The organism is Parasphingorhabdus sp. (genome assembly GCF_039982395.1).
GTDB lineage: Bacteria > Pseudomonadota > Alphaproteobacteria > Sphingomonadales > Sphingomonadaceae > Parasphingorhabdus.
This window is the reverse complement of record NZ_JBDWYO010000002.1, coordinates 69,496-82,842: the sequence shown is the minus strand read 5'-3', so window position 1 is coordinate 82,842 and position 13,347 is coordinate 69,496. Positions and strand designations below refer to the sequence as shown.

The 13,347-nt window shown below is 53.3% G+C and carries 16 protein-coding genes and 1 tRNA gene; 5 read left to right on the top strand and 12 right to left on the bottom strand.

What is annotated here, in order from left to right:
• Positions 1-86: 86 nt before the first annotated feature.
• The 6 genes from ABJV08_RS06075 to ABJV08_RS06050 form a co-directional block, all read right to left on the bottom strand.
• Complete coding sequence (locus ABJV08_RS06075) at positions 87-1,361, bottom strand: serine hydrolase domain-containing protein (protein WP_348053403.1); 1,275 nt, start codon at positions 1,359-1,361, stop codon at positions 87-89.
• Positions 1,358-1,867, bottom strand: a complete 510-nt coding sequence (locus ABJV08_RS06070; protein ID WP_348053401.1) for an anthrone oxygenase family protein — start codon at positions 1,865-1,867, stop codon at positions 1,358-1,360. Before ABJV08_RS06070 ends, ABJV08_RS06075 begins: the two co-directional genes overlap by 4 nt.
• Before the next feature lie 3 nt (positions 1,868-1,870).
• Positions 1,871-2,332, bottom strand: a complete 462-nt coding sequence (locus tag ABJV08_RS06065) for a DUF4345 domain-containing protein (RefSeq protein WP_348053399.1) — start codon at positions 2,330-2,332, stop codon at positions 1,871-1,873.
• Entirely contained in the window at positions 2,329-3,174 is an 846-nt protein-coding gene (locus ABJV08_RS06060) for an NAD(P)H-binding protein (protein ID WP_348053397.1), read from the bottom strand. The genes ABJV08_RS06065 and ABJV08_RS06060 overlap by 4 nt, the downstream gene beginning before the upstream one ends.
• 92 nt (positions 3,175-3,266) lie before the next feature.
• The gene (locus ABJV08_RS06055) at positions 3,267-4,277 is read right to left on the bottom strand and encodes an AraC family transcriptional regulator ligand-binding domain-containing protein (RefSeq protein ID WP_348053395.1); all 1,011 of its coding nucleotides are present in this window, start codon (positions 4,275-4,277) and stop codon (positions 3,267-3,269) included.
• Between the two features lie 210 nt (positions 4,278-4,487).
• The gene (locus ABJV08_RS06050; RefSeq protein WP_348053393.1) at positions 4,488-4,877 is read right to left on the bottom strand and encodes a VOC family protein; all 390 of its coding nucleotides are present in this window, start codon (positions 4,875-4,877) and stop codon (positions 4,488-4,490) included.
• Between the two features lie 243 nt (positions 4,878-5,120).
• Here ABJV08_RS06050 and ABJV08_RS06045 point away from each other — a divergent pair, with 243 nt between their 5' ends.
• Positions 5,121-5,678 (top strand): hypothetical protein, encoded by a 558-nt coding sequence (locus ABJV08_RS06045; RefSeq protein WP_348053391.1) that lies wholly within the window; start codon positions 5,121-5,123, stop codon positions 5,676-5,678.
• 258 nt (positions 5,679-5,936) lie between these two features.
• Here the strand turns inward: ABJV08_RS06045 and ABJV08_RS06040 are convergent.
• Positions 5,937-6,022: transfer RNA gene (locus ABJV08_RS06040), tRNA-Tyr, on the bottom strand.
• A 144-nt stretch (positions 6,023-6,166) separates the two neighbouring features.
• Between ABJV08_RS06040 and rlmB the strand changes: the two genes are divergently transcribed.
• The 3 genes from rlmB to ABJV08_RS06025 are packed head-to-tail and all read left to right on the top strand — an operon-like array spanning position 6,167 to position 8,605.
• Positions 6,167-6,913 (top strand): 23S rRNA (guanosine(2251)-2'-O)-methyltransferase RlmB, encoded by a 747-nt coding sequence (rlmB, locus tag ABJV08_RS06035; RefSeq protein ID WP_348053389.1) that lies wholly within the window; start codon positions 6,167-6,169, stop codon positions 6,911-6,913.
• A gap of 3 nt (positions 6,914-6,916) precedes the next feature.
• Positions 6,917-7,819 carry a hypothetical protein gene (locus ABJV08_RS06030; RefSeq protein WP_348053387.1) on the top strand — a complete coding sequence of 301 codons (903 nt, stop codon included), beginning with the start codon at positions 6,917-6,919 and terminating at the stop codon, positions 7,817-7,819.
• 45 nt (positions 7,820-7,864) lie between these two features.
• Positions 7,865-8,605 (top strand): hypothetical protein, encoded by a 741-nt coding sequence (locus ABJV08_RS06025; RefSeq protein ID WP_348053385.1) that lies wholly within the window; start codon positions 7,865-7,867, stop codon positions 8,603-8,605.
• Positions 8,606-8,675: 70 nt separating this feature from the next.
• Here the strand turns inward: ABJV08_RS06025 and ABJV08_RS06020 are convergent, their stop codons facing one another.
• Complete coding sequence (locus ABJV08_RS06020; RefSeq protein WP_348053383.1) at positions 8,676-8,993, bottom strand: 2Fe-2S iron-sulfur cluster-binding protein; 318 nt, start codon at positions 8,991-8,993, stop codon at positions 8,676-8,678.
• Between the two features lie 94 nt (positions 8,994-9,087).
• Between ABJV08_RS06020 and ABJV08_RS06015 the strand changes: the two genes are divergently transcribed.
• Complete coding sequence (locus tag ABJV08_RS06015; protein WP_348053381.1) at positions 9,088-9,705, top strand: DNA-3-methyladenine glycosylase 2 family protein; 618 nt, start codon at positions 9,088-9,090, stop codon at positions 9,703-9,705.
• 3 nt (positions 9,706-9,708) lie between these two features.
• On the opposite strand, the gene ABJV08_RS06010 is transcribed toward ABJV08_RS06015, so the two are convergent.
• The 4 genes from ABJV08_RS06010 to ABJV08_RS05995 are packed head-to-tail and all read right to left on the bottom strand — an operon-like array spanning position 9,709 to position 13,337.
• Positions 9,709-10,485, bottom strand: coding sequence for an SDR family NAD(P)-dependent oxidoreductase (locus ABJV08_RS06010; RefSeq protein ID WP_348053379.1), 777 nt, complete (start codon positions 10,483-10,485; stop codon positions 9,709-9,711).
• A gap of 19 nt (positions 10,486-10,504) precedes the next feature.
• Positions 10,505-11,035 carry a hypothetical protein gene (locus tag ABJV08_RS06005; RefSeq protein WP_348115106.1) on the bottom strand — a complete coding sequence of 177 codons (531 nt, stop codon included), beginning with the start codon at positions 11,033-11,035 and terminating at the stop codon, positions 10,505-10,507.
• Positions 11,032-12,567 carry an ABC transporter permease/substrate-binding protein gene (locus tag ABJV08_RS06000; protein WP_348053375.1) on the bottom strand — a complete coding sequence of 512 codons (1,536 nt, stop codon included), beginning with the start codon at positions 12,565-12,567 and terminating at the stop codon, positions 11,032-11,034. The genes ABJV08_RS06005 and ABJV08_RS06000 overlap by 4 nt, the downstream gene beginning before the upstream one ends.
• Entirely contained in the window at positions 12,564-13,337 is a 774-nt protein-coding gene (locus tag ABJV08_RS05995) for an ABC transporter ATP-binding protein (protein WP_348053373.1), read from the bottom strand. The genes ABJV08_RS06000 and ABJV08_RS05995 overlap by 4 nt, the downstream gene beginning before the upstream one ends.
• Positions 13,338-13,347: the final 10 nt, after the last annotated feature.

Sequence of the window (13,347 nt, the reverse complement as noted above, 5' to 3'; positions counted from 1 at the left end):
GTGTTTTGCTGACGAAACGGACAAGCGTGCGCTTAGAGTAGAAAAACGGACATTAAACTTGTTCTGATTTAATTGACGGCATCCGTTCAGCCCGGTGACGACAGCGCCTTGCGATTGCGCCAACCTCTCCAAATGAGCAATGATGCAACAAGCAAGATGATGATCACGCCGGCTGCGAATATTGTCATTGCTGCCGGGAGTCGGGACGCAAAAGTCAGACTATCTACATTTCCTGTCTTCCAGAACACCCATTCGCCGGCAATCTCGGTAGCCAGCATCGTATTACCAGTAGACAGAACTACAATTCCGTCACCGGTTGCCGGATCGAACCGGGCTGCCGTGTTGATGGCTGGCTCATTGCTGCCATCGTGGCCAATGATGAAGTCGCCCAAATTATTGGACGCATAAAGCATCACGCCAAGGCCCCAGATGTCCGCTCCCATATCAGAAGCATGAGGCTCTCGGATCAAAGCCATCGTCTTTGCGTAGAGAACCGCGTTTGTTGCGCCCGGCGCCTGTGCTGAAATGAATTTGGTCAAATCTTCAGACGTTGTGAACAGGGATGTGGCTGCAAGTGCCGTGTACCAGCGAAATGGTTCGGTTGAGCCGTCCGGCCGAAAGTTCTGGGCAAGGCCAAGTTTGATCGCCTTCGCGTGATCAAATGTGGTCCGATCCATCCCGAGCGGTTCGAAAACCTGATCTTGCATAAATTCAGAGAAGCTTTTGCCTGAGACCTCTTCGATCATAAGCTGCAGAAGCGTGTAGCTGCCGCCTGAATAGTTCCATTCAGAACCCGGCTCGCTGCCCAGAACAGTCTTGCCATTTTTAGCGGGAGATGCGTCCGCCGCTTTGGTAAGTGACACTTCGAGCGTTTGGCGGTCTTGCGCTGTATCGAACCCGTTATAACCTAACCTATCAGTGAGGCCTGCCGTGTGACTCAACAGTCGCCGTACCGTTACACCGGAAGCATCAAATTGTGAGGCAGGCAATTGCCAGCGGGAAACATAGGTTGAAACCGGCTCATCGAGGCCAATCTTGCCGTCTTCAACTAGGGCCATAACGCCCCATGCAGTCAGCCATTTGCCCAGCGAAGCGACTTGAAAGACAGTTTGACCGTCGATCCGCTCACCCTTGGAGAGGTAAAAGTCGGCTATCGGAGTTCCATCTTCAATCAGGGCAAAACTGACATTTCCTGTGCTGCGTTGTTCCGCTATGTCTTGGGCAGCTGCTGCAAATGCTTGGTTTTCGCCAGTTTTCGCAACGGTACTATGCCCCCAACCTTGGTCCAAAGCGGCAAAAACCGATCCGCCCCAGATCACAATTGCCATGACAAATATCAGACTGAGTTTTGCGTATTTCATGATTGCACCTGCCCGTTGGTGATGAGTGTAATTGCGGCAATGACATAGAGACCCGCAGTCAGAATGCTGCCGATGGAACGCACGTGATTGAGCCGGGTCCAGTCTCGATCATATTTTTTCCAATAGGCTTCGGCCTCTGAGGCGGTATGATCAAGACTTGCGAGCTTATTGTTCATCGGCACATTGCCGAACATCGTCATCAAAAAAACGGTTGGCAGATACACTACGGGCGCAAGGATCAATGTCACCAACGCCGCACCGTCGAAGACCATCAAGCTGTATATTGTAAAGAGAACCGAAAAGATGGCGATTGACAAAATGCCAGCAACGAACTGGGTCTTGATTACATAGCGATTGATGTGCTGCATCGCTTCAATACCACCCGCTGGCGCAGTCTTTAGCAAACCGGACATGACAAATTCGGAAAAGGCGGAAAACACACCGCCAATCACCGCACTCCATAGTGCGAGAAAAAGGCAAAAATAGAGTGGCCATTCATAGGTCATGAGTCACTTATTCCTTTTATTGTGAGTGAATGATGGGTCGTATTGGCTGAAATAGGGATAAACCACATTGAGCCACTTAGCTGACGATGCGTTCAGTCTCAGCGCGAGCAAAATCGCGGCGACAGCAATTTCGAAATATGTGACGACGATCAAAGTGTCAGAGGGAATACCGTGAAAATCCATACTAATCAGACGACTAATACCATAGCTGCCATAGACAACAGCACCGCAGATGAGACCCATATTTGCAGATTGCAGCCTAACGGCACTGAGCATCATGAATAGGCCAGTGATAATCAAAAGACCGCTTGGCGCTGTCACTTCAGACATAAGGCCCGCATCATGCTCCACAATCACCTCGCTCGTCGCCAGGAAAATTTTAGGCATGAACATGATAAAGCCTCCGATAACAGTTAGGGCTGCCCCCGATCCCGCTAGGACGGTTCTTGTAAAGATCCGACTCATGCTGTCGCCCTCCACACATCGGTCGCTGCTGCATCCCGTGCATAGTCTGCGAAGTCTCTCGGTGGACGACCAAGGGCGCGTTGAACACCGTCGGTCAAACGGCTGTTACGGCCGTCGAGGACGGTGGAAAAAAGATAATCGAGCATCCAGATAACCTCCTTGGGCGCGCCTGAATTCGAGACTTCGGCAACAAAAACGTCATGAGGCACATCTACAAAGGCGATCTCACGACCCGTTGCGCGAGAGATATCTGCAGCAACATCTGCAATACTCATCGGTCGCGGACCAGTGACTTCATAGACCTGCCCCTTATGGTGATCTTCCGTCAATGCGGCGACGGCCACATCGGCGATATCGTCCACATCCACGAAGGGCTCGACTGTGTCTCCGGCGGGCAGGGTAATGGCTCCGGCAAGCACCATGTCGACAAAGGCACCTTCCGAAAAATTCTGGTTGAACCAACTGGCTCGCACAATCGTCCATTCAAGGCCGCTTTCCAGCACGATCTGTTCACAGGCCTGGGCCTCTTTCTCTCCGCGTCCGGAAAGCAAAACAAGGCGCTTCACATCGGCTTGCTTGGCAAGCTGCACAAGAGCTCGAATGGCGTCGGGTGCGCCCGGCATTGCGAGATCTGGCGAATAGGTAATATAGACATTTTTTACGCCATCAAGCGTGGCAGACCAGCTATCCTCACGATCCCAGTCGAATGATGGCACCGAAGAGCGCGAGCCAATCCGGACTTCGCATCCCATCTGTTCAAGACGATCGGCGACCCGGCGACCAGTCTTACCGGTTCCGCCGATGACCAAGGTCAGATCATCGTAGCTTGTTTGCGTATTCATTAGCATACTCCCGATTGGTTTTGACAAACCATAAATAGGGAGGGACAGGCGGTTACTCTTGCCCAAGCGCGTCAATCTTTATCCCAATCGCGTCACATTTGGCGCTGAGTGCCAATCCGATATGAGCGGGGGGTCTTTCCAGACCAGCGTTTGAATGCACGGGTAAAACCGCTCTGTTCGGCAAAGCCTGTCAGAAAGGCTATCTCCGCCAGGCTATAGTCTGTCTCTCGCAGCAATTGCTGGGCAAGTTCGCGCCGCGCTTGATCAACGAGGTTCTGAAACGACTGCTCCTGATCAGACAGTCTGCGCTGCAGCGTGCGTGCATTCATGCCGAGCGAAGACGCGATCAGCGACAAAGTGGGGAGGCCTTCGCTCAACATTTTGGCCACTGCCAGGCGGACGCGCTTTTCCAGACTTTCTGGTTCAGCCAGCTTCGCGAGTTCCTGTTCAAGATGCTGATCAAAAAATTGAGCAATTGTTTCATCGCCCAGCCTGTTGGGAACGGAAAGGCTCTGATCGCTTATAAGCAATGCATCGCGCCCGGATTCAAAATGAACCGGGCATCCGAAGTGAGCCTGATAAACAGCCGGGTCGCCGCGTGCAGGATGCTGGAAATACACAGCAAGCTGCTGGAACGGCTGGGTGCTCACCTCTTGGCAAATGGTCATCACCGCCGACATGCTTGCTTCATTGGAAAGCAGCATGCCGAGGCGACCATCACCTGCCTTGTCCAGACTAAAGAACCAGCCCTCGTCGCATTCTTGCAATGTATAACTTTCAGCGCTTCCCATAACACGGCCGAAGCGCTCCGACCTCATTAACGAGCCGCGCAGATTTGGCGCAGATTTCCAAGCCAGACCAAACGCTCCATATTCATCAGTTTTCATGGTTGCGCCTATACGAGTAGGCAATGATAGGCCATCCGGGTCCCGGGCCGCGAGCGCGGCGAAGAAATCATAAAACTGGTTTGCTGATACCATCAGCTTTGGATCAACCGAACCGTCGGGAGCAAGACCTAAATCTTCCAGCAGATCGCCTGTCTCAACGCCAGCGCTAACATGACCGAGGACCTTGTGAACATAAAGTGATGTTATGTCACTCATACCATCACTATTAACACAGCATCAGGGTTCACTAGAAGAGAATTTTATACTCCAGAGCTGGAGTTTCAGCATTAGATGCAGCTGGAATCGTCCTCAGGTCTTAGCTCATCACGCCGGCGTCCGCGCCATTTTTTGAGCTTCGAAAACGGCCGGTGCTAGAGACCTCATTCTGGAAGAAGCAGCCACACTGCTGACGTCTGTTTCGGACGTTCAGTCTCCGAGTTCAACGATTTGGATCAGGTTGCCGCAAGTGTCGTTGAACGTTGCGTATTTTACACCGCCGGATTCCATCGGGGTCTGGGTAAAAGACACACCCAGTTTTTCGAGTCTCTCAAATTCTGACTGCACATTCTCCACGCCAAACGATGTCCAGGGAATGCCGTCTTCCATAAGCGCTGCTTGCATGGCGGAGGCCGCCGGATAGCCGTTAGGCTCAAGCGCGAGCTCCACGCCGTCGACGTCTTCCGGAGAGACGAGAGTCAGCCAGCGGTGTTCGCCCATCGGAATATCGTCTTTGGTCCGAAATCCGAGAATATCGGTATAGAATGCGTGAGCCTTGGCCTGATCTTCAACCATCACGCTTTTGATATACATTTTCATGATAAGTCCTTCCTTAAAAAGAGCCCTTTGCATGGGGATTGCGCATCAACAATTTAGCGCATCATGAAACCTGTCAATCCTGTCGCAGTAAGACTAAGGACTCAATCAAACAACGGCCGCACGTTCAGATGTTACCGACCGGAAATGCGAAAACCAATGCCCATTTTCAGGATATGGTCGACCCAAAGCGCGCACTTCCTTTTTAATGTTGCGGGCGATCGCACGAGACAATAACAAGTTTCTATGGAAAATACCGATTTTGTCACTCAGTTGAGAGAGCATTATGTTGCTCAATTTATTGACTTTGTCGAACATCAACAGAAAGATTCCGCCAAGGGAGCATCAGAGGTAAAGCTGAAGCTGAGCGATAAGAGTGGTATTTTTGATCATCTATATTGCGTTGACTTCATCAAGAATGAACCCACGGAGATTGTAGAGCTTCAACCGGAAAACATTCTGGTTTTTGACCCGATATCCGGTGGCTTTGGCCAATCCTCCTTATTGATTGAACATCTCCGTTGGGACGATGTGATCATCTACCATGATGCTGATAACTTACCGGAGGATCAGCTTTCCCAATGGTTCACAAAGTGGTTCGATCCCCAGGATATCCGGTATAATGCTGACAATCAGGTCGGTGAGGTCATTCATTCCTTGGTGATCGAACCCCATTCGGTCAGCATAGATTTTGGAACGTCTCAGCCGACGGCATTTTGGGATATGCTGGCAATATTGGAATCGGCAAAAACCACTTCCATGCGCATCACCAGTTCGAGCGCGGAAAATCCCGTCGATCCTTGAACGGATCAATGGCGCGCCCGCTTTCAGCTATTGCGGATATCAAAGCGCAATTTTCAGATTGTTGGTCGGATAAGCGCCGCAGCCGCCTTCGTGCCCATCGCCGCTAACATGCCCATATCATTTTCCCCACTTCATCCGCTGGATCACAGGCAGCGTGGCAGGGAATAAAAGGCAACAACCAGTGCCATGAAACGCGCATCATATCTCAGGATAACCTGCCATCTAGCGATGTTCTGGAAGGTTGAAACATGGGGCTAGTGGTGGACAGGATAGGATTCGAACCTATGTACGCTTGCGCGGGCAGATTTACAGTCTGCTGCCTTTAACCACTCGGCCACCTGTCCCCATGAGCAATTGCTGCTCGGGCTTGCCATTTCTGGGCAAGTGCGGCTCAATGACGAAGGGATGGCAAACTGTCAATGCCTGCCCTTGCAAATTCAAAGAAAAAAAGGGCTGTGTGCAAGCTGCTTAGCGGCTAGGGTATAAATATGGCACGCAAGAACAAATCAATAAAGAAAACCGGTGGCGGACTCAAATTCTGGGGACGGCACGCGGTCGAAGCAGCGCTCGACAATCCCAGACGGGTGATCAAGAAAATTTCGATCACGCGTGAGGCCCTCGCAACGCTTGAGATTCCTGATGATATCGCGGTTGTGATCAGCGATGTTGCAGATCTTGGCAGGGTCATTCCGCGCGAGGCACCGCATCAGGGCATGGTCGCAGATGTCGATCCGCTTCCGGATATCTGGCTCGGCGATGTGCTGGACGAACAGACCGATCGTCCGTTGCTGCTGCTCGATCAAGTAACCGACCCGCACAATGTCGGAGCGATTCTTCGCTCTGCCGCTGCCTTTGATGCAGCCGCAATCATCACACAGGACCGTCACGCACCTCCCGAATCAGGTGTGGTGGCAAAATCAGCGTCAGGTGCTTTGGAAATTGTACCGTGGGTCCGGGTGGTCAATTTGTCCCGTGCGCTCGATGAAATTGCCGAAGCCGGCTATTGGCGGATCGGACTGGACGGCGACGCCGACGATGAACTGGACACTGCCATGGGGACCGGCAAGCTGGCGCTGGTCATGGGCGCGGAAGGCGAAGGGTTGCGGCAGAATGTCTCTGCCCATTGCGATACGCTGGCCCGTTTGCCGATGAGCAGCAAGATGGAAAGCCTCAACGTCTCCAACGCCGCCGCAATTTCTCTTTATGCAGAATATACTCGAAACAGGGGAAAATAACGCATGACCTATTTTGCAAAAGTCGTTGCAGCGATTGCAGCGCCCTTGCTTCTGACTGGTTGCCTCGTCACGCCTGGCCAGTTTGAATCCGAATTGGTCCTTCAGAAAAGCGGTGAATTTTCTTTCGCCTATGAAGGTGAGATTTCGATATTGGGCATGCAGAAATTGATCAATGTCGCAGCGGAATCGGAAGAAGATGAGTTTGAACCGAAATGCTTCAAAGACACCGAAATAGAAGAGACTGCCTACCAGCTTGGCGCTGATGTGCAGTCTGTAAACGGGCAAGAACGAGAATGTACCGAAGCGGAAGCGGAAGAGCAGCTTAAAGAGCTGAAACGCGAAAATGAGCGCATGACCGGTCTATTCCAGGCGCTATTCGGCGGCATGGATCCGTCCACGCCCGACGCGCTTGAAGAACTGCTCATCCGCACCCGCAAACAAAAGGGTTGGGAAAAAATCGATCATCGTGGCGACGGTGTGTTCGATGTCAAATATTTGATCAGCGGCCGATTGGACCGGAATTTTACCTTCCCCCATCTCGAACAAACCAAAGGGGCAAACGCCTTTCTTGAAGCAATCGTCCGAAATGATGACAAGATTCGTATCGAAGCGCCGGGATTTGCTCAACTTGAGCAAAATAGCGGAATAATGCAGCTTGGAACGCTCGCTGCTATGGGCGACGAGAGCAAAAATGAAACGGCAGGATTTGGCGAAGAGGACGAATCGATTTTGCCGGCAGGCTTCACGAAGCCAAATGGCACATTTAAAATCATCACCGATGCCGAGATATTGACCAATAATACCGAGGAAGGTCCCGAAACGGAAGGCGGCATGAAGATATTATTTTGGAATATCACCGAACGCACGAGCGCCCCACCGATGGCTTTGATCAAAATTGCCGGCTGATGGGATTGTCACCTATTCACAGAAGAGCATCCGGAGACATAGATTATGACATTATTCGCAAAACTCTTCACGGCCTTGTCCATTCCACTGCTGCTCACGGGATGCTTGCTCATCCCGGGGAAGTTTGATTCCAACCTGAAATTGATGAACGACGGGTCCTATAGCTTTACCTATAATGGCCAGATGCAAATGGCGGAAGGGGATGACAATCCGATGTCCTCGCCACCCGGGATGGCGGACGAAGATTCCACGGAAAATGGAGCGCAAGGAGGCGGACAACAAAATGCTGCCATGAGTTCGATTTTCGGAGGCGCGATCGCCGGGAATGATGAGAGTCTGGAAAAATTTGCAACCCAGCTTTCCAAATATGATGGCTGGAACAAAGTCGAATATATGGGCGATAACTTGTTCGAAGTTGAATATGCCGTCACCGGCAATTTCGATCAAAATTTCGCATTTCCGACCATACCTGGCGCGACCATGCAATTTCCCTTTGTGCAGATCATCCGGCGCAGTGGCGGCGAGCTGGAAGTCTTGACACCAGCCATGGCCGGCGCGGGCGGACTGGCTGGCGCCATGGGCCCAATGCCTCCGGGCGGCACAAGCAAATCAAAAGCGCAACCCATTGATGGAAGCTTTATCATCGAGACCAATGGTGAAGTGCTCAGCAACAACACCGCCGATGGCTACACCTCCAAGGGCATGATGAAAAAACTGCATTGGAAGGTCGATGAAGCCAGCAGCGCCAAAGGCGGGCCAGCCGCGATCGTCAAGCTGACGAAATAGGCAAGCAAGACACAAAAAAGGGGAGCTGCTGACAAGCCGCTCCCCTTTTTTATTCAGTGGATCCGAGAATTTAGTCTTCTTCGGCGACCCGAACCTTCAGGCCGTCGAGATCATCAGACAATTCGATCTGGCAGCTGAGGCGCGAAAACTCGTCGCGGTGGTCACTGCTTTCGAGCAGATCATCTTCATCTTCGCTCATTTCCGGCAACTTGGCTTTCCAGTCGGCATCGATGTGAATATGACAGGTCGCGCAAGAGCAGCAGCCGCCGCAAAGCGCCAGCAGCTCATCAAAGCCATTGTCGCGGATTGCTTCCATAACGCTGATTCCGTTCTCGACGGAAACCGCTTTTTCTTCGCCATCGCGACCGGTTACATGAATGGTTGGCATAGCTACCCCTTGTAGTGACTGTTAATTGAAAATCCCGCACGCTATGTCTGGACCTTGGCAAAGAATCAAGGGCCGAAACGGGGACGGGAATTCAATGGGCCTATCAAAAGAAATGATCAAAGCCGGGCTGGACCATGTCAGCGAAAGGGAGCCGATGCTGGCGGCGGCTGTTGCTCAATCGGGTTATCCAGAGCCGCGCATTCGCCCGGAGGGCTATGAAACATTGCTCCGCACCATAGTCGGTCAGCAGGTCAGCGTGGCATCGGCAGCCGCGGTTTGGAACAAGCTTGAGGCCCGACTGGGCGAAGGTTGCCCGGCAGAAGCCTTGATTATTACCGAGTTTGATGAATTGCGGGCATGCGGATTGTCGCGCCAGAAACAGGGCTATGCCAGAAGCCTCGCCGAGTTGATCCTGTCCGGCGGGCTCGATCTTGCCAATCTACCGCAAGATGATGAAGAGGCCATCGCGCTGCTGACCAAGATCAAGGGCATTGGCCGATGGTCAGCGGAAATCTATCTGCTCTTTGCTCAGGGCCGTCCCGACATCTGGCCGGCCGGTGATCTTGCCATACAGGTTGGCGTGGGCAATTTTCTGGAGTGGCCCGAACGCCCCTCTGAAAAAGAGACTCGCACGCGGGCGGAAAGCTGGTCACCCCATCGCGGTGCCGTAGCGATTTTCACCTGGCACCATTATCATGTCATGGTGATGTAGCGTTTAGATATCCAACGGATGGTTCCACCATGCGTTGTCGGTAAAGGCGCGCATATCCAGTTCAAACGTCCATGCGGAGCGATGCTGGTGCGCGACATGGAAATAAGTGTCGGCAATCGCGCTAGGTTCCATGATTTCATCCTTACCTTGCGCTTTGCTCTCTAGCAGCTTCGCAAAGCGTTCCGGCCCAAGAAGCTTGCCCAGCGTATCCGGCGCGTTCACTGCGCTATCGATCAGGATATGCGCGACATGGATATTCTGTGCCGCAAATTCCGCGTTCAGGCTCTGGCACAACATCCGCCGTCCGCCCATAGCCGCAGCATGGCTATGCTGTCCGGCATTGCCGCGCATCGCCGAAGTTGCCGAGGTCACCAGCAAGGCACCGCCGCCACGGGCCACCATCAACGGGAAGAGCTTTTGCGCCACCCGAAACACGCCGAGATTACCAATCCGCCAGCCCAGCTCAAATGTCTTGAGCGGTGTATCCGCCAAAGCCCGATTGCCGATTTGCGCGCCCAGATTATAGACCGCCACATTGATAGGGCCGATGTCCGCCTCGATCTCGTCGATCAGCTGTTCGATTGCCCCTTCATCCGCAGCGTTCAATATATGGCCCGAAGCAGAACCACCGGCGGCTTCGATCTCGCTGAACATCCGGTCCAGACCATCCTGATCGCTCCGCCGGCACAAAGCGACATGATAGCCGTCTTGCGCAAAGCGTTTCCCGACATGACCGCCGATACCGGCCCCCGCGCCAATGATCATGCATACGTCCACCATAAGATCAGTCCTTCTTTGGTTATTTAAGAAACGGATTAAGCTTCATGACTTCTTCCATGAAGGACCGAGGTTTCTTCCAGTTGGCCGTTTTCAGGTTTGTCTTGAGGTCCAGGGTCTTGATCACATCATTGATAAAATGGACGCAATTGCGTTTGTTGAGGCTGTAGCTCTTCTGAGGAATAGCCTGCCATTTCTTCACAACGGCCAAGAGCTCGCGATATTTCGCATCTTCTACTTTCACGGTAAAATGCGGATTGCTGCTGGTAATATATTTGGCTGATGGCGCTTTTACGTGCCCCTTGACCGAACCGAACAATATGCCCGGGGAAACGTTGATCGCGGTAAAGCCAAAGCCGGTATCGACCGTTTTGCCATTGGCCAGCTCGCCCTTGGCGACAAAGAAAGCATGGGGGAAGTTCTTGCCGAAATCATGCGAATAGAATGTGACCGTCACCTCTGCGCGGGCGGTCACCGAAAAGGATGCCATGAAGATAAGCACAGCCAGTCCGACCATTTTCAAAAAAAATGCATGTCCAGATTTCACGTTCATTCCCTCAACTTTTCATTCAACCAGCCGGCGGCTTGCTCCGGCGTTTTTTTATCGTCTTCGCGATCGACCATATAGTTGGCTTCGCGCATATTTTCTACCGCGATCGCACCAACCAACGGATTTATCGCGGCTACAAATCGATCATCGTCGGCCCGTTCCGGGGCAAGAAGCAATATGGCTTCATAGGATGGTACGGCCCCTTTCTCATCTGCCAGCACGACAAAATCATTCGCGGTGATCCGGCCGTCGGATGAAAAGGCCGAAATGACATCCACTTCACCGCTGGCTAGAGCGGGATACATGAAGGTAGGATTAAACGACCGGGCATCCTTGAAGCGGATCGGGTAAGCGGCCTGCACCATCCGCCACTCGGGCCGTTCGAGAAATTCGACATCCGTCCCGAAGTTGAAGTCGCTGGATACGCGGGCAAGATCATCAAGTGTTTTCAGCGACTTTTCGCGAGCATCTTCTGGTCTGACCGCAAAGGCATAGGTGTTTTCAAACCCCAAAGCGCCGAGCATCTCGACGCCGTGACTGTCACTGGTCCATTGCGCGATGCTATCGAGCATCTCGGATTTTGGCGGGGCGTCAGTGCGTTGCATCTGGTTGGTCCAGATCGTGCCCGAATATTCGACATAGACGTCGACATCTCCCGCCGACAAAGCTTGATAGACAACTGCTGAGCCAAGGCCATCGCGGTAACGCACGCTATAGCCTGCGTCTTCCAACCGGGACCCGATCAACCGGGCGAGAATGAACTGTTCTGAAAAGCCCTTGGCTCCGATCACCACAATATTGTCGCGCGCGATCAGCAGCGGCAGCGTCGCTGCTAAGAGTCCCCCTGCGATGACCGCCATCCCGCTGCCTACCAATATCCGGCGCCGCTCGCGAATGCCTCGCTCGATAAGCCCGAGCAGCAGGTCAACCGAAATCGCCAGCGCGGCTGAAAACAGGCAACCGGTTAGCACCAGCGTCCAGTTTTGTGTCTGCAACCCCGCAAAGATCAGATCACCAAGGCTAGGTTGCCCAACCGTTGTTGAAAGCGTTGCCGCGCCGATTGTCCATACCGCCGCCGTTCGAATGCCAGCCATGATTGTGGGAGCAGCCAGCGGCGCCTCCACAAAATAGAGTTTTTGGCTGCTCGTCATACCCAGTCCATCAGCTGCTTCCTTCGCCGCCGGATCCACACCCGACAGGCCGGTCACCGCGTTGCGCAATATCGGCAGCAGCGCATATAGGGTCAGCGCGAGCAGCGCTGGCAGGAAACCAAAAGCCGATATCCCGCCGCCTATTATGGCGGAAATACCAAGCAGCAATGGATAGAAAAGCGCAAGCAGTGCCAAGCCAGGGATCGTCTGGATCAGACTCGCAACCGTCAGGGCTAGGGTTGCTATTCTCGGCGATCTCGCCGCCCAAATGGCCAGCGGCAAACAAATGAGCATCGCCAGGGCAAGCGCCGAAACGCTGATCTGGACATGAGCAGCCAGCAATTCCGGGACACGGGCAAAGGCCTGTTTCCACACCTCGCTCATGTCGATTTGCTCAACGCGATCAGATGCGCCGCCTGCGCACGGGGAATGGCGACCAGCGCCTCGGCTTCTGCACCGACATTGCCGGACAAGAGTTCTCCAGGCGTAGCGTCAGCCCTGATCTGACCATCCTGCATGACCAATATCCGATCCGCCAGATAGAGCGCTTCGGCCATATCATGGGTCACAATGATCGTGGTAAGACCCAGCTTTTCATGCAGGGCCTTGTATTGGTCGGTCAGTTTGTCGCGCGTCACCGGATCAAGCGCGCCAAAGGGCTCATCCATCAGCATCAGACCCGGTCGGGTTGCGAGCGCGCGGGCGACTCCGACCCGCTGTCGCTGGCCGCCACTCAACTGATCGGGCATGCGTGCGGCCATGTCTCGCGGCAATTCGACAAGATCGAGGAGGTCCGTCACCCGATTCGCTCGCCCATCTTTCACTCCGGCCAGTTCCAGTCCAATCGCAATATTGCGTCCGATGGTCATATGCGAAAACAGGCCGATATTCTGGAACACGTAACCGATCCGTCGGCGCAAGATGTGCGGGTCATCTGATTCGACCGGTTCGCCATCTATCAAGATGGTTCCACTGTCCGGCTCGATGAGCCGATTGATCATCTTTAACAGCGTAGATTTTCCAGAACCCGAAAGACCCACAAGCGCGACCAGACTACCGGCGGCAATGTCCAGCGACACCGCATCCACCGCCCTAACCGGGCCAAAGTGCCGGCTGACATTCTGCAGATGAAGGGAGGGACCGGAGACAGGCATTGATCGGCAT